Origin of the sequence: Pseudomonas sp. CFBP 13710, assembly GCF_014842235.1 — a bacterium.
GTDB classification, from domain to species: domain Bacteria; phylum Pseudomonadota; class Gammaproteobacteria; order Pseudomonadales; family Pseudomonadaceae; genus Aquipseudomonas; species Aquipseudomonas baltica.
Map to the genome: position 1 here is coordinate 42,068 of NZ_JACYVJ010000001.1, position 13,826 is coordinate 55,893.

14 protein-coding genes are annotated in these 13,826 nt (G+C 60.7%); 5 read left to right on the forward strand and 9 right to left on the reverse strand.

Translation table 11 applies throughout. From position 1 onward, the window contains the following. Window positions 1–90: 90 nt before the first annotated feature. On the forward strand, window positions 91–1,152 hold the full coding sequence (locus IFT44_RS00235) for a diguanylate cyclase (RefSeq protein WP_192057342.1): 1,062 nt from the start codon (window positions 91–93) through the stop codon (window positions 1,150–1,152). Between the two features lie 20 nt (window positions 1,153–1,172). On the opposite strand, the gene IFT44_RS00240 is transcribed toward IFT44_RS00235, so the two are convergent. Next, entirely contained in the window at window positions 1,173–2,141 is a 969-nt protein-coding gene (locus IFT44_RS00240) for an LLM class oxidoreductase (RefSeq protein ID WP_192057341.1), read from the reverse strand. Window positions 2,142–2,497: 356 nt separating this feature from the next. On the opposite strand from IFT44_RS00240, the gene IFT44_RS00245 reads away from it, so the two are divergent. Beyond that, window positions 2,498–4,522 (forward strand): methyl-accepting chemotaxis protein, encoded by a 2,025-nt coding sequence (locus IFT44_RS00245; protein WP_192175203.1) that lies wholly within the window; start codon window positions 2,498–2,500, stop codon window positions 4,520–4,522. 80 nt (window positions 4,523–4,602) lie between these two features. Here IFT44_RS00245 and IFT44_RS00250 read toward each other — a convergent pair whose 3' ends face one another. The 7 genes from IFT44_RS00250 to IFT44_RS00280 all read right to left on the reverse strand — a co-directional run bounded on the left by IFT44_RS00250 (window position 4,603) and on the right by IFT44_RS00280 (window position 9,328). Beyond that, window positions 4,603–5,226: an FMN-dependent NADH-azoreductase gene (locus IFT44_RS00250; protein WP_122478628.1), complete on the reverse strand. Its 624-nt coding sequence runs from the start codon at window positions 5,224–5,226 to the stop codon at window positions 4,603–4,605. Window positions 5,227–5,293: 67 nt separating this feature from the next. After that, window positions 5,294–6,478, reverse strand: coding sequence for a DUF2252 domain-containing protein (locus tag IFT44_RS00255; RefSeq protein ID WP_122478626.1), 1,185 nt, complete (start codon window positions 6,476–6,478; stop codon window positions 5,294–5,296). 172 nt (window positions 6,479–6,650) lie between these two features. Further along, window positions 6,651–7,130 carry a helix-turn-helix domain-containing protein gene (locus IFT44_RS00260; protein ID WP_192057338.1) on the reverse strand — a complete coding sequence of 160 codons (480 nt, stop codon included), beginning with the start codon at window positions 7,128–7,130 and terminating at the stop codon, window positions 6,651–6,653. Continuing rightward, entirely contained in the window at window positions 7,127–7,459 is a 333-nt protein-coding gene (locus IFT44_RS00265) for a type II toxin-antitoxin system HigB family toxin (protein WP_192057337.1), read from the reverse strand. Before IFT44_RS00265 ends, IFT44_RS00260 begins: the two co-directional genes overlap by 4 nt. A gap of 145 nt (window positions 7,460–7,604) precedes the next feature. Further along, the gene (locus IFT44_RS00270; RefSeq protein WP_192057336.1) at window positions 7,605–8,063 is read right to left on the reverse strand and encodes a thiol-disulfide oxidoreductase DCC family protein; all 459 of its coding nucleotides are present in this window, start codon (window positions 8,061–8,063) and stop codon (window positions 7,605–7,607) included. 141 nt (window positions 8,064–8,204) lie between these two features. Next, entirely contained in the window at window positions 8,205–8,543 is a 339-nt protein-coding gene (locus IFT44_RS00275; protein WP_122478620.1) for a hypothetical protein, read from the reverse strand. A 32-nt stretch (window positions 8,544–8,575) separates the two neighbouring features. Next, complete coding sequence (locus IFT44_RS00280; protein ID WP_185793599.1) at window positions 8,576–9,328, reverse strand: phosphatase PAP2 family protein; 753 nt, start codon at window positions 9,326–9,328, stop codon at window positions 8,576–8,578. 348 nt (window positions 9,329–9,676) lie between these two features. On the opposite strand from IFT44_RS00280, the gene IFT44_RS00285 reads away from it, so the two are divergent. Then, entirely contained in the window at window positions 9,677–11,344 is a 1,668-nt protein-coding gene (locus IFT44_RS00285; RefSeq protein ID WP_192175489.1) for a phosphoethanolamine transferase, read from the forward strand. Window positions 11,345–11,392: 48 nt separating this feature from the next. Then, the gene (locus tag IFT44_RS00290; protein ID WP_192175204.1) at window positions 11,393–12,094 is read left to right on the forward strand and encodes a response regulator transcription factor; all 702 of its coding nucleotides are present in this window, start codon (window positions 11,393–11,395) and stop codon (window positions 12,092–12,094) included. Between the two features lie 28 nt (window positions 12,095–12,122). Here the strand turns inward: IFT44_RS00290 and IFT44_RS00295 are convergent, their stop codons facing one another. Beyond that, window positions 12,123–13,013: a dihydrodipicolinate synthase family protein gene (locus IFT44_RS00295; protein ID WP_192175205.1), complete on the reverse strand. Its 891-nt coding sequence runs from the start codon at window positions 13,011–13,013 to the stop codon at window positions 12,123–12,125. Window positions 13,014–13,122: 109 nt separating this feature from the next. Here IFT44_RS00295 and IFT44_RS00300 point away from each other — a divergent pair, with 109 nt between their 5' ends. Further along, window positions 13,123–13,758 (forward strand): LysE family translocator, encoded by a 636-nt coding sequence (locus IFT44_RS00300; protein WP_192175206.1) that lies wholly within the window; start codon window positions 13,123–13,125, stop codon window positions 13,756–13,758. Window positions 13,759–13,826 lie beyond the last annotated feature (68 nt).

A 13,826-nucleotide genomic window follows, 5' to 3' on the forward strand; every position in this document is an offset into this window, starting at 1 on the left:
CCATGCCGTTCGACGCTCAGTCGACCACCGGACAGCGGCACGTCTTTGCTCTGACAGGGCACATCGATAGCAAAGGCGGGGAGCCTTGGTATGCCGCTCAGTCGCCAGGAGTTGGGGAGAAGTTTCGCGCGCCGTATCTACGGGCCGCGCTCGATAGGGTGCCTGCTCAGTGCGCTCTTCATCGGTGCAGTGTTGCTGGATCAGCCCGGCACGCCCACGTGGGTATGGGCAGCGATGTTGGCCAACCTCGTGGCCTGGCCAACCGGTGCGTACCTGCTCGCACGCAATGCCTCGGATCCCTTCGCTGCCGAACAGCGCAACCTCATGCTGGACGCCCTGTTCGCCGGCGGCTGGGCAGGGCTGATGGCGTTCAACCTGCTGCCGTCGGTGCTGCTGCTTGCCATGGTCGCCATGAACGCGATGGCCGCAGGCGGTTGGCGCCTGTTACGGGCCAGCGTTGCGCTGCAGGTTGTGGGTGTGCTTACGGCGCTGAGCCTGAATAGGTTCGAGTTGTCGATGGCGACCACGGCGCTGCAGCAACTGGCCTGTCTGCCGATGCTGATCATCTACCCGCTGATCGTGGCCCGCGCCAGCTACGGCGTTTCGGTGCAACTGGCAGTGCACAAGAAGGCCTTCAAACTCATCAGTAAACTGGACGGCATGACCCGCCTGCTCCATCACGCTTCGTGGAGGGAAAAGCTGGACGAAATCTTTCCTCGCTGCAGGAGGGGTGAGGTGACGGCGATGCTGGCCTTGATAGACATCGACAACTTCAAGCGCATCAACGATGAGCACGGTCATCTGGTGGGCGATGCCATCATCGGCCGCCTGGCCAACCTGCTGCGTTCAGGGCTGGGGACGTCTGCCGTGCCGGGACGCTACGGCGGCGACGAGTTCTGTTTGCTGCTGTTCGATGTCAGCGTCGCGGAAGCGACCCGGCAGTTGGACGACATTCGCCAACGATTCGCCTACTGGGCTGACCTGACCGTGCCCGTAGAAGTGACCCTGAGCATTGGCCTGGTGCCTTACTCCCATGAATATGCCAGCGAACGTGATTGGATAAAGGCCACGGACGAAGCACTGTACCGGGCCAAGCGCAGTGGCAAGAATCGGCTTTGTGTGCAGCCGTGGCCGGCCAGCGTTGAGGGCTGATGGCTGCAGCGGGGTCGTACCTACTCGGCCCCCACCGCAAACTCGGGAAGCACATACTCCTGCAGTTCCGCAATCACCTCCAGCGCCGGGCGCCGTGTTGGCTTGAGGTTCAAGGCAACATGGTTGACGCCGGCATCGCGTTGGCGCGCGAAGAAGGCCTTGAGGGCATGACGGCCGCCGCGCAGCACTCGACCGGTCTGCAACGGTGCGTTGGCATCGGTATCCAGGTCGAACATCGCGCCATAGCCGAACGGTACGAAACCACGCGACGCGGTCACTTCACGCCAGTGCGGCACCACCTCCGACATACGCTGGGCATCGCCATGCCAGATCCAGGCGTCGACGTGTTCGCCCAGCCACTCCAGGCTCTGGCCGGCACGGCCAATGGCGATGATGGGGATGCGTGACGCCGCAGGCTTGGGCACCAGGTCGATGTCGCCGCGCAGATGGCCGAAGTGTTCGGTTTTCAAACGCGGGAAGGATACCGAGGTCAGGGTCTTGATCAAGGCCACCGCTTCGCGATAGCGCTCCACGCGCGTGGCGAAGTCGACCCCGAAGGCGGGGTACTCGGTGGGCCGGTCACCGGACGCCATGCCGGCCAGAAAACGGCCGCCCAACAGTTGGTCGGCGGTGGTGATCTGCTTGGCGGTGATGACCGGCTCGCGCAGGGGCGTAACGAACCCGGCCGTGCCGATTGCGATCCGTTTAGTGAGCGCGGCCAGCCAGCCGGCGTACACCAGTGGGTCGAGCACCTGGCCGGTGTCGCCGAACGACGGGTCGTAGAAGGGTACATCGCGCAGCCACAAGGCTGCAGCGTCACTGCGATCCAGGCTTTGCACGATCTCGGCCTGGTCCGACAGGCCTGGAAAGGGGCTGTCGGGGTAGCCACTGGCCGGGGAAATGAAACCAATGGTCAATTGACCCTGTTGGAAGGTGCGGCTGAACGCGTCGTGGCCAGCCAGATCGTGTAGAGGTTTTTCCGGATTCATAGTGCCTGCCCAAGATCCAAGAGATACCACCAGTTTAACGCCGGGGTAGATGCCTTTTTCGGACCTTTCGGATCGACTGTGATGAATAACTTTCCCCAATCTACGGTGGAAATCGACCCAGGATGCAATGATGCCAAAAGGACATTACCCAGCCTGAAAAGTTCAAAACCTTTACAGAAATAAAAATATGTACAACTTTTTGTAAAGTTATTGGGGTTTCTACCGATAGGGACGTTTGACCGCGGAATGATTGCGGTCAGCCTCATGGGCCACGCAGAGCTCAGGCGTCCGAGAAATGGACCGTTCTCACCCCAAGACCCATTACGAACCGTCCCATTTCGGGCTGTGAGAATCTCATGAACATCCTTGCTCCTGCCGTAGCACTGGCCAACCGATTACGCTTTCCGACGAAGTTTGCGGTACTGGCAATCATCGTCCTGATTCCCCTGGCGCTGCTGGGCACCCGTTTCATCGTTCAAATCAACGAAAGCCTTGCCGTCATCCGTTCGGAGCAGGCAGGCCAGCGTTACCTGCTGGACGTCACGCCCATCCTGCGCTTGTCCATGATGCAGCGCGCCCTGAGCAATCGCCTGCTCAGCGGTGATTCGACTGCGCAAGCCGATGTACTGGCCAACCAGGCGAAGCTGGAGGACGCATTCTCGAAACTGGCCGCCACTGACCGCCAGTTCAACGAGCCGCTGGAAACCGGTGACCGCGTCCAGGATCTGCACGCAGCAGCCACGCGGTTGATGGCGCAGGCCAAGCCGGGCGCCGACCAGAGCGGCGTGTTCGACGCGTGGAACGACCAACTCACCGAGACGTTGAATTTTGTCTACTACGTGTCGGCCACGTCGGGGATGGTGCTGGATGAGGATTACGCATCGCTGTTCATGATCGACCAGAGCACCTTGCGCCTGCCCCGCCAGATCAACATCGTCGGGCAACTGCGTGGGCTCGCCAGCGGCCTGCGTGAAGGGCAGGTGTTGAGCCCGGCTACGCGCGGCGTGATCAAGTCGATGCTCAAGAACGAACTGCTGATCCACAAGGAACTGCAGCAAAGCCTGGCCTTGCTGCGTCGCCGTGAGCCCGCGCTCGCCGATCGGATCCAGGCACCGATCAACAGCGCTTTCGCAAGCCTCGAGGGCTTCCGTGCGGACCTCGACGCGGTGACGTCCTCGACCAGCGATACACTGGGCAACGTGCAGAACGTACCCGCCAAGGGCAATGCAGTGGTGGCTGAGTTGTACAAGGCCCAGGACACCCTGCAGGTGGAGTTGCTGAATCGGCTGGAACACCGTGTCGAGGAGAAGAATGCTCAACGCCAGTTCATCATTGGCATGTTCGCGCTCGTCGGCCTGCTGCTGGTGTACGTGTTCTGCGGCATCTACAGCGCCATGCGGCGTACCATTCAGGATGTGCTGTTGGCCACCCAGCTCATTGCCCAGGGCGACCTGAGCACGCGCGTCCAGGTCCGCGGCAAGGATGAAATGGCCGACGTAGGCAACAGCCTGAATCATATGGTGCAGGCCTTCAGTGGTTCTCTGGCTCAGGTCGAGCGCAGCTCGCAGTCGGTGTCTGACGCCGCCACGCGCATGGGTGTGTCCATCGACCGCGCCAAACGCTCGATGAACACCCAGCAAAGCGAAACCGAGCAGGTGGCCACGGCCATCAACGAAATGACCACCAGCGTTGCCGACGTCGCGCAGAACACCGAAGGTGCCGCCCACGCGGCCGAACAGGCCAGCCAGTCTTCCCATGCCGGGCTGGCGCAGATGCACGAAACCAAGGTCACCATCGAGGCCCTGGCCGACGAAGTGGAGCGCAGCGCGCAGAAGGTCTCGGCGCTTGCCCAGCACAGCCAGCAGATCGGTGGGGTCATCGAAGTGATCCGCAACATTGCCGACCAGACCAACCTGCTGGCCTTGAACGCCGCCATCGAAGCCGCCCGTGCGGGTGAGCAGGGCCGCGGCTTCGCGGTGGTCGCCGACGAGGTGCGGACCCTGGCATCGCGTACGCAAAACTCCACCGAAGAGATCCGCCGGATCATCCAGGAATTGCAATTGGCCACCGCGGCTGCCGTCGAGCAAATGAAGGCTGGCAAGCAGCGCGCGCAGGAATGCCTGCAGTCCGCGGATGCGGCCTCGACCAGCCTGGATGCCATCAGCGATGGCGTCGAGCAGATCGTCGGCATGAACACCCAGATCGCCAGCGCGGCCGTCCAGCAGCATGCCGTGTCGGAGGACATCAACCGCAACGTGACCGAGATTCGCAATGGCAGCCTGGCGTTGATGGAAGGTATCGAAGACAACGCCGTGACCGCAGAAGAGCTCTCGTTGCTGGCGACGGAGCTGCGCACCGTGGTGGCGCGGTTCAAGCTATAGGAAGGCGCGCCGGGGAGCGCCGATCAGTGCCCAGGGGCAGATCGGCGCGCTGTGGTCTATCAGCGCTGACGGTCGCAGTGCTACAGGGATGCAGCCAGCTTGGTGGCTGCATCCAGGGCGGCGTTGAAACTGGCCTCGGCCGTTGCGGCATCGCCCAGCGTCGCTTCCGACTCCACCGTGTCGATGGCTGGAATCCCCACCATGCGTGCCCAGGTTCTGAGGAATGCAACCTGATGGTCGTAATCCTCGGTGGGATAGTCCTCGCCCAGCACCACCCCGCGGGTGGCTAGCACCACCACCTTCTTGCCCTTGAGCAGACCGCACATGCCCTGTTCGTCGAAATCGAACAGCACGCCGCGTTGCGACACCGAGTCGATCAGGTGCTTGAGACGGTAGGGCACGCCGAAATTCCACATGGGCACACTGAAAACGATCACATCCGCACGATGGAAGCGCTCGCCCAAGGCGTGGATCTGCTTCCACACCGCCGCCTGCTCGGGAGTCATTTCCACGCCTTCGAGGTCGGCGTACTTGGCATTCAACGCAGGACCGTCGAAAGGCAGCAGATCGGTGGTCCACACATCCAGCACGTCGACGGTGGCGTCAGGCTGATGCGAAGCGACGGTTTCGAGGTAGCGTGCGGCCAGTTTCAGCGAGGCGGAACGCTCGCCACGCGGAGAGCTGGCAATGTGAAGAATATGCATACTGGGGTTTCCTTTGTGGCGCAGCTGCGCGGGGTTTCGATTTAGTCCTGTGCGCGAGCGCCGATGTTCAATTCTGCAACGCGTACCGTCGGCAATGCTCCAGGTACCCTTGCTCATGACTGCCCACCAGATGAACCACGCTGGACCATAGCCAGGACGGCGCGTCCAGCGTGTTCGAACGATTCGTCTGCAACTCGCGCATCCAGTCGGCCCTGGTCGAAAGGTCCATCTGCCGTGCGTGAGCGGCGCCCACGACCCTGGCCAGGTAACTCGCCGCGCGCATGGCTTCGGTTTCGCTCAACTGGTCGAGCTCAAGCTTCATGTCTTGGGGCAGCAGTTCACGAATGAAGAAGCCATGGTCGAGCATCCGCGTGGCCAGCATCCGATTGCCTAGGCCCGGAGACAGATGCCGGGCGCCTTCGACCACGCGCCGGCCGTTATCGCGCGGCATGCCTGCGCGCACCGTGCGCGGTGCTGCGGCAGCGACCGCTTCCTTGACGTCCAGGAGACACAGTTCCTGGTCATCGTCGTCGCCCACGCCGAGCAGCACGGCATAGCGCTTGAGGCCCAGGGAGCTGCAACCCTTGACCCAATAAGCCGAATCCAGCAACTCGACACTGTCACTCCCCGAGCGGCCCTTGAGGGACGTGACCAGGGCATGGATCTCGTCGGTGGCGCACAAGGTCTTGATGGCGCTGCGCTCGGTTTTGGAGAGCGCCCAGAAATGCTTGCCCAACGGAATCGTCGGACGCATGTCTTCGATGCGTTCCTGCGCCAGATGCTTCCACGTACGCTGCACAGCGCTGCGCATGCCAGCCTTGACCTGCGCGGGACGCTGCGGCTGTTCTTCCTGGTTGTTCTCGAAGGCTTGCTCGTAGCCCACCATCATCTCTTCGAGCATGCGCGCGGTGGCCACGCCGGGCAGGTCCGAGCCGCGAGCGGCGGTCGCCAGCGACAAGCCGAGCCGGACCAGGTCGTGGACAGGGTTGCCGATCACCGTCTGGTCCAGGTCGCGGATATGGATGTCGATGCGACCCTTCAAATCGCCGGTCGGCCCGAGGTTGCCGGCGTGACAGTCGCCACAGATCCACACCGGCGGCCCACTGGGCAAGCGCCGACCGGACTGGGACTGCAGCCATTCATAGAATTGCACGGTGCTGCCGCGCACATAGGCATGCGCGGATCGGGCCATCTTCAAATTGCGCAGTTGCTCGAGGGGTTCCAGGCGTGCGGCAGGACGGGGCGTTTTCATGGAATAGTCTTTGGGGGAAAGACTATGGAGTGGTTATCCGAGGTGCATGTTTCAAAATGTTTCTAGTTTTTTCTCCGGGCAAAACACGACGAGAGGAGCATATGGCTTTGGCAGGCGCTGAACTGTTCGATGCCGGCAGGTAGCGGGCCACCGGCGCAGATGGGTGCAGGGTTCATCCAATACACGTGGGCTTGGGTTCCTCGATGAATACATCTGGCTTGGTATGGAAGCGCTGTGCTAGCGCATAGGCCATCTTGTGGCTGATGGGGCGCGTCCCGGCCAGCACCTTGGACACCACATGCTTATCGCCAATTTCGGGCAAATCCGAACCGGTAAGCCCCAGCATCTCCATGAAGTCACGCAACAGCTGCACGGCAGTGCTGGTGGGTTTCAAATGGGCGTTGATGGCCTCGAATTGCTGCGAATCACGCTCGTAATCAAGAAGCGCATCTTCGAGCTCGACCAGTACCTGCTCTTCATACTTGTTCAGGGTATGGCCATCAGTCAGCTCGTCGAGCAGCGCAGACGCACGCGCGTATTCGGCGGGGCTATGGATGCCGCCAACGAACGACTCACGTAGCTGCTCAACCAATACTTGAAGGCTTTCCAAGGCAGCACGGATGCTTTGAGGATCTTGAAGTACGGTGGTCATGGTTTCGCCCCCTGGTTGTTTCTGGCATACCAGTCATTTGCAGCGTCATATTCAGCATGGGTATAGATGTGTTTGACGTACAGCTTTTGTCGCTTGTAATTGACGCCTGCGATCAATCTCAATTTGTTGCCGCCGATATCGATCACAACCCACCCCACCTGTGCCCGGGGCTTGAATAGATCCAACCGGCTCCCAAACAGGTCTGCCAGATCGTTGTAACAGCTGGGTTCCAATGCACACAGAATTCGATAGCAGGCTTTGAGGGCAGTGGCGCAGGTAGGGTGCCTACGGCATGCGTCGTCAAATCGATCCTTCTTCAGAACATCCATATGTTTTCCTGGCGTTTATCGTCATGATACGCCAGTTGTCATTTTTGGCAACCTCAAGCCGGCCGTAGCAGTGATGTGCAAGCTAGGGCCCCAAGCATTTGCATGTCAGCCATCAATTCTATGACGAGCCAAGTCGGAACTGCTCTCAACGCGGCCCGGACCGTGGCCGCTTTTGCCCAGCACTGTTCGCTTCGGGAACTGCACAACTGCCGTTCCTGCAGCGGGCACTGCCGTCCGGGTGGGGCAGCCAGGCCAGATGCGGACGCCAGCGGCAGAACAGGCGATAGCCAACGTTCAACAGCGGTCTTGCCCAGCGCCAGGACAACGGCGCGGCCCAGACGCCGAGGCCCGCGGCGCGCCAGCTCCAGAGGGTCGCGTCCAGGCCGGTGACCCATGTTCCATCGCTGAACCGGGCATGAAGCAACGACTCCATGTGCGCGTGGGTGAAGCCCAAGGATTGAGCGTCGAACGCCGGATCGCTGATATCGGTGAAATGCAGGCGTGCGGGCAAGGCACGCGCCCTCAGAACCTTGATTTCGTGGGCGCAGAGGGGGCAGTCACCGTCGAAGTAGAGGGTCAGCGGCCACTTTATGCTGTCATGCATCGATGAGTGTCCTGGGTGGGTGTGCGAATGAAATGTCTGAAATCGAGCGAGGTGTGCTTGATTGGAATAGACACCCGGTTGTCCCTTTCACTCGTTTTTTTTCGTTAGCGCGCAGATTGTTTCGCGCAAAAGCGCGTTCGATCAGCGCCCAAGCGCCTTGCCCCACCCCTGATCCTTTGCGTGGCGCCAATCGCGGTCTTCCTTGCTGTCGATGCCGACATGCCGTTGGAAGTCAGCGATGGCGCTGGCTTGGCATTGCCGGAAGCCGTCGTCCCAGCCGGTGGCGTATTGACGATCCGAAAGGTACACAGGCACGTTCTTGCGAAAATCGCCCAAGGCTTGCGCGGCGTGCCGACCACTGCCGCAGCCGTCCTCGAAGCCGCTGGCGAAGGGGGCAGGGTAGCCCTCGGCCAATAGCCGCTCCCGGGTCGTTTGGCAGGCGCTCAACACTACTGCCGATAAGGCTAGGCTCAGCAGCATCCCAGTTCGTCTACCAGGTCTCCACAGGGCGTTCATCGCCGGTACCCGTCGGGCACCAGGGCCGCAGCCGGCACAGGTGAAGGCTGTGTCGAGGGGCGGTAGAGAATCCAGCGATAACACAGCACGCAAATGACCCAATCGATCAGCAGCGTCCAGATGTTGTGCGAAAGGAAGTGCGCACCTTGCGCCATTCGCCCCAGCGAAAAGACCGATCCCAGTGTCAGCGCAACCGCCAGTGCGATTCGCGCAGTGCGTGGGCGACGATCGCGCCAGAAAAAGAACAAGGCGAGCAGTGAGAAGCCGCTCGACGCATGGCCGCCGGGCCAGCACAGACCAGGCTTTTCCGTTGCGGCGCGGGGGCTGAGCAACGGTGTATAGGTTTCCTGGCCGCCGAACTCTTTCAGGCTCCAGGGGCAATGCACGGCTGTGAGCACCTTGAGCGGCGTCACCACCGACGTAGTCAGCGCCATCGCCAGCACCACATACCCCAGTGGTCGACGCCATTGGCGCAGGCGCGTGGCCCACAGACTTGCCACGAAACCTGCAAGTGCAAGTACGGCAAAGGCGATCACCGCCTGCTTGGCGCGATCATGCAGAATGTTTTCCAGCCAGTAGCTCTGGCGTCCGATGAAGCCAACCCCCGGCACGTAGAAGATCTGCGCCAGGGCGAAGTCGAGGGCGGGCGGATACAGCCACAGCATCGTTGCCATCAGCACGAGCGGAATGCCCAGCGCCAATCGAAAGTCAAAATGCCGGGACGCAGCAACAGGTAATGCGATAGCCATGACAGGCTCCGATCCAATGATGAAGAACAGGTGAAAGTTACGTGGGGAAGTAACGACGACGGCCTGCCATCAATGATCCATTGGCCGCTTGCGTTACGAGCGACGATAAGTTTGCGCCGTTCAGAACGAAGTGAACGAACTGTGAAAAATACGTGGAAAGTAGTGCTCGCCTCGGCTCAAGGAAGCGATCGCATTGCTGTGTTCCAGCGCATGCCTCGAAACGGACTCGCAACGAGCTTTTCCTCGCGAATCTTTCACGAAAATTTGAATTATCCGCGTCTAGAGTCCGCGCCATCGACAACCGTAGCACGGCGCACGGCTCGCTTCTTTGCCCGACGGCAGACTCCCATGTTCAAACTCAAACCTGTACGCCCGGAAACCGCGACGGTGCTTGCCAGTGTATTTCTGCTGGTGGTGTTCAATGTGCCCCTCTGGCAGCATCTGGCTGCAATTACCGGGGAGGGTGGCGCTGGAACACAACTTGCTCTTGCGTTTGCCATCATGCTGTTGGGCGTGTTCAATATCGTCCTGACGATAGTGGCGTTTCCAATCATATTCAAACCGGTATTGACGGTGCTGTTTCTTACCAGTGCTAGTGTCACCTACTTCATGAGTCACTACGGTGTGCTCATGGACGTTGGCATGCTTCGCAATCTGGTGGAAACCAATATCACCGAAGTACAAGGCTTGTTGTCTCCGATGCTCTGGATCTATGTTTTGCTGTTGGGCGTATTGCCGTCGGTGCTGTTGTGGAAAACGCCCATCGCCTACCGCAAAGTGCATCGCCAGTTGGTCAGCAAGGCACTGGTCGGCGCGGGCTCTGCGGCGGTCATTGCCGTGGTCGCGCTGGTGGACTATCAGGGGCTGTCGTCACTGTTGCGCAATCATCACGAGTTGCGCCTGATGGTGGTGCCGAGCAATTACATCGGTGCCTCGATCGCCTATGCACGCGAACAAGTGTCCACGGCACGACAGCCATTCCGGGCCATCGGCGAAGACGCCGTGCGAGCCGTCAACGTGGCCAGCAATGCGCCCAAGTCACTGACGGTACTGGTGGTAGGGGAAAGTGCGCGCGCCGAGAACTTCGGCATCCTGGGTTACGAGCGCGAGACCACGCCGCAACTTGCCCAGGAACAAGGGCTGGTGGCCTTTACCGACATGCACTCCTGCGGCACCGAAACGGCTGTCTCTGTGCCATGCATGTTCTCCAACATGGGCCGCAAGCAGTACAAGGCGGACATCGCGAAAAACCAGGAAGGCCTGCTGGACGTGCTCAAACGCGCGGGGCTGGATGTGGTGTGGTGGGACAACCAGTCTGGCTGCAAGGGGACGTGCGACCGGGTCACTTTGCTGGACGTCAGCCATGACAGAGATCCCGCATTGTGCGCGGACAACGAGTGCGGGGATGAAATTCTGCTGCAAGGTCTGCAGGCCTTCATTGACCATTTGAGCAAAGATACCGTTCTGGTATTGCACCAGATGGGCAGCCACGGGCCCGAATATTTCAAGCGTTACCCCAAGGCGTTCGAGAAATTCACGCCGGTGTGCAAAAGCAATGCGCTGGATGCGTGCAGCAGAGAGAGTATCGTCAACGGCTATGACAACACCTTGCTGTACACCGATCACGTGCTGGCTCGGCTCATCGATGTACTGCGCAGCAACCAGGATCATCTGGCCACCGCAATGATCTATCTGTCGGATCATGGCGAGTCGCTGGGCGAGTACAACCTGTTCCTGCATGGCACGCCTTACATGCTTGCCCCCGATCAGCAGAAACACGTGCCGCTGCTGGTATGGCTTTCCGAAAGTTATCAGCGCGCGCTCACGGTCGACAGCCGCTGCCTGCAGCAGACGCGTCATGAACCGCTGAGCCAGGACAATCTGTTTCACTCGGTGCTAGGCTTGCTGCATGTGCAGACCCGTGTCTACGACACCGGGTTGGATATGTTCGCCAGTTGCAGGGGGATCAACGGGCATGCGGCTGACGCGGCGAAACAACTGGCGGCCGGCCGCTGAGCGGGTGACCTTTTCCGTTGTTCCGCCTGACATCACAAAGAGGGTTCCATGCGCATACTGGTTATCGAAGATCACGCCGATATCCTCGCCAACATCTCCGAGTATTTCACGCTCAAGGGCTGTGAAGTTACCGGGGCGCTGGATGGCGTCACTGGGCTGCACCTGGCGATGACCGGCAACTTCGACGCCATCATTCTGGATGTGATGCTGCCCGGCATGGACGGCAATCGGGTCTGCCACAAGCTGCGCTCGGTCTCCAGGCAGAACACGCCCATCCTGATGCTCACTGCCCGTGACGAATTGGAAGACCGCTTGACCGGCTTCAGCGTCGGTGCCGACGACTACATCATCAAGCCCTTCGCGTTGTCCGAACTGTTCGCTCGCGTGGAGACGGTGAGTCGACGATCGACAGGCGTTCGGAAGAACGTGCTCCAGGTCCATGACCTGACCTTCGACCTGGATTCGCTGGAGGTGAAGCGGGCGGGCAAGCTGCTCAAACTCAACCCCACCACCCTCGTGCTGCTGGAGTTGCTGATGCGCAAAAGCCCCGCGATAGTGAAGCGTCGCGAGTTCGAACTGGCGCTATGGGGCCAGGAAACGCACGACTCCGACAGCCTGCGAACGGGCATCTACATGTTGCGCAGAACCATTGACAAAACCTTCGATGTACCCCTGCTGCATACCGTGCACAGCATGGGCTACAAGCTTCAGGCGCCGTCCGGTGGCGAGGCGTCGATCGACCGGTACTGACCCCGGCCCAGGCCTCGCGGCTCCAGGCTCAGGCGAGTTCTAGCGCCTTCAGCATCTGCACCAGGCGCTCTTTGGACTGCCGGTCGAGCCCCTTGAGGGGAAGAGGCAGGCAATTGGCTGCTGCCTGGCCCATGATCTCGGCTGCGGCAGCGATGACCCGGACACTGCCATATTCACGGAACATTGCCCACAGCGGTTCAAGCCCTGCCGACAGTTCGACGGCGCGGCCCGAGTGTGCACCCTTCGTTGCCTCGATGAGCGCCAGCGCAGTTCGCGGAAACAGTCCGCCCAGCACGGAGTACCACAGCTCGCACCCTGCATTGAGGCCAGTCACTGCAAAGGCATCGCCACTGATGCCTATACTGACGTGGGCAGGGATGCTCGCCCGCAGGCGCGCCACCCGGGCCGAGGCTTGCGCTGGATCCAGGTTCATGCCGGGGATCTTGATCGAGGCGACATTCGGCAGAGCTGCAATGCGCCCGTGCAGCTCGTCCGTGAACTCGAAGTGCGTGGTGCCGGGGTTGTCGTAGACCACCAACGGCACCGAAACGTGGTGGGCGAGGGTTTCGTAGAACTCGAATACTTCATCGGCACCAAGCTTCTGGTAACTCACCGGTGGCAGCAACAGCGCGCAGGCCCCAGCGGCCTGCGCATCCTCCGCCAGCAGCAGCACATCTCGCGTGGCGACCGAGCCGATCCCGACGATAACGGGCACCTCACCGGCCACGCTGACGGCAAGCTGCGTCGCGAGGCGTCGTTCTTCCCGGTTCAGGTATGCGTAGCTTCCCGTCGAGCCGAGAACGCCGATGGAATCGACCTTTGCCGACGACAGGTTTTCAATCAACCCGGCGAAGGCCGTTTCGTCGACGACACCGTCACGCAGCGGGGTCAAAGGGAATGCGCTCAAACCTGTGAACATGAAAGAACTCCTCATTTTCGGACGAAATACGCAGGTTTGCATCGGCGACCGGCGTTGCTATAGGGTACCTGAGTACATTGCCAGCGACGCAACAGAGTGGGGCCCCTTTATGTCGTTCGATATTCACCATCTGCTTCTGGTGTTCGTCACCTACATTGTCGGCGCAGCGAGCCCGGGGCCCAGCAACATGCGAATCATGAGCGTCGCGATGCACCAAGGCAGACGCCCGGCGTTGGTGCTGGCGGCAGGCGTCATCAGTGGTTCGTTCTTCTGGGGTTCCATGGCTGCTACGGGTGTCTCGGCAGTGCTCGTGCAATACGCCGGCGCGCTGTTCATTCTGAAGATGGCAGGCGGCGCCTATCTGCTTTTTCTGGCCAGCAAGGCCTGCCGTTCCGCGCTCACGTCCAATCAACGCTTTGCCGATGAGTTGGCATCTTCACCGAAGGCATCCTGGCCGAGTCTGTATCGTCGGGGCTTACTGATGCACCTTACCAATCCGAAAGCCCTCCTGAGCTGGATCGCTACGATGACCCTGGGCTTGGGCCCAGGCGCGACGAGCTCGACCGTGGCGATCATCCTGGCGGGTTGCGCCGTACTTAGCGTGACCATTTTTGGCGGTTATGCACTGGTCTTCTCTACGGCCCCAATGGTGCGTGCCTATGGAAAGGCGCGCCGTTGGATCGAGGGCACCTTGGCGATGGTCTTTGCCGCAGCCGGCTTGAAACTCCTGTTCGCCAGGCCCTGATCCGCTGCAGGCCCTGATCGCGCTCGTTTCGCTATCGTCGTGAGCCATATCCGATAGGCGCCGACCTG

What these genes read in the sequence shown, in the direction of transcription:
- IFT44_RS00235 (WP_192057342.1), top strand. Translation starts at nt 91, where the DNA reads ATGCCGCTCAGTCGCCAGGAGTTGGGGAGAAGTTTCGCGCGCCGTATC.
- IFT44_RS00240 (WP_192057341.1), bottom strand. Translation starts at nt 2,141, where the DNA reads ATGAATCCGGAAAAACCTCTACACGATCTGGCTGGCCACGACGCGTTC.
- IFT44_RS00245 (WP_192175203.1), top strand. Translation starts at nt 2,498, where the DNA reads ATGAACATCCTTGCTCCTGCCGTAGCACTGGCCAACCGATTACGCTTT.
- IFT44_RS00250 (WP_122478628.1), bottom strand. Translation starts at nt 5,226, where the DNA reads ATGCATATTCTTCACATTGCCAGCTCTCCGCGTGGCGAGCGTTCCGCC.
- IFT44_RS00255 (WP_122478626.1), bottom strand. Translation starts at nt 6,478, where the DNA reads ATGAAAACGCCCCGTCCTGCCGCACGCCTGGAACCCCTCGAGCAACTG.
- IFT44_RS00260 (WP_192057338.1), bottom strand. Translation starts at nt 7,130, where the DNA reads ATGACCACCGTACTTCAAGATCCTCAAAGCATCCGTGCTGCCTTGGAA.
- IFT44_RS00265 (WP_192057337.1), bottom strand. Translation starts at nt 7,459, where the DNA reads ATGGATGTTCTGAAGAAGGATCGATTTGACGACGCATGCCGTAGGCAC.
- IFT44_RS00270 (WP_192057336.1), bottom strand. Translation starts at nt 8,063, where the DNA reads ATGCATGACAGCATAAAGTGGCCGCTGACCCTCTACTTCGACGGTGAC.
- IFT44_RS00275 (WP_122478620.1), bottom strand. Translation starts at nt 8,543, where the DNA reads ATGCTGCTGAGCCTAGCCTTATCGGCAGTAGTGTTGAGCGCCTGCCAA.
- IFT44_RS00280 (WP_185793599.1), bottom strand. Translation starts at nt 9,328, where the DNA reads ATGGCTATCGCATTACCTGTTGCTGCGTCCCGGCATTTTGACTTTCGA.
- IFT44_RS00285 (WP_192175489.1), top strand. Translation starts at nt 9,677, where the DNA reads ATGTTCAAACTCAAACCTGTACGCCCGGAAACCGCGACGGTGCTTGCC.
- IFT44_RS00290 (WP_192175204.1), top strand. Translation starts at nt 11,393, where the DNA reads ATGCGCATACTGGTTATCGAAGATCACGCCGATATCCTCGCCAACATC.
- IFT44_RS00295 (WP_192175205.1), bottom strand. Translation starts at nt 13,013, where the DNA reads ATGTTCACAGGTTTGAGCGCATTCCCTTTGACCCCGCTGCGTGACGGT.
- IFT44_RS00300 (WP_192175206.1), top strand. Translation starts at nt 13,123, where the DNA reads ATGTCGTTCGATATTCACCATCTGCTTCTGGTGTTCGTCACCTACATT.